We start from the raw sequence: 613 nt of genomic DNA, 5'->3' as shown, positions 1-613 counted from the left end.
CCCGGGAGAAGCCATCAAAAGGCACGCCCTGCTGGTATACCGAGCTCAGATAAATCCCCCGCACCGGGAAAACAGCCGTTTCCTCTCCCGCCAGCATGTCCGACAGCGTCGTCTGCACGAACGACTGGAGTCCTGCAAGCTGGCGTATAAACAAAAACGCATCTGACGGAGGCGTTTGCGCCGGGGGAGCCAGCATGGTGGAACTGAGCGCCGCGTTAAGCTTGCTGAGCCAGAGATCCCAGAAGGTCTCCAGCTCGCCGGACCATGCGGTTGTCTCCGCCGGGTCAGGGCTGAAGCTCACGCCCAGCAGAGACTGTCGGGTCTGTGCATCGAGCTGGCGGAAAAAATCCCCCGCGCCATGCAGTGTATCGATATGCGTGAGGACCACGTACACCGGCAGCCGGGTCTGCAGCTCATCGGCAATGTCCATCAGCCGGGTACGCAGCACCTGGGCGCTGGCATGCCTGGCCGAGGTTCCCATCCTCGCAAGCTCACTCAGATCAAGCGTCAGGATGAGACCATTAAGCGGCTGGCGTCGACGGTGCGTTTTCAGCCACGTCAGCAAATGCCGCCACAGGCGGGCATTCTGCTCATTCTGGTCTTCCGTCCCCCG

The 613-nt window shown here is 61.5% G+C and carries 1 protein-coding gene; it reads right to left on the bottom strand.

The genetic code is table 11. The features are described 5' to 3' along the window. Nucleotides 1-613 (bottom strand): type VI secretion protein IcmF/TssM N-terminal domain-containing protein (locus ADK28_RS12875; RefSeq protein ID WP_048795829.1); only part of this gene is annotated, 613 nt, incomplete at both ends.

It is taken from the genome of Serratia sp. 506_PEND, assembly GCF_001076875.1.
Classification (GTDB): domain Bacteria; phylum Pseudomonadota; class Gammaproteobacteria; order Enterobacterales; family Enterobacteriaceae; genus Serratia; species Serratia marcescens.
The sequence above is the reverse complement of the archived record's forward strand: the minus strand, read 5'-3'. Positions and strand labels throughout refer to the sequence as shown.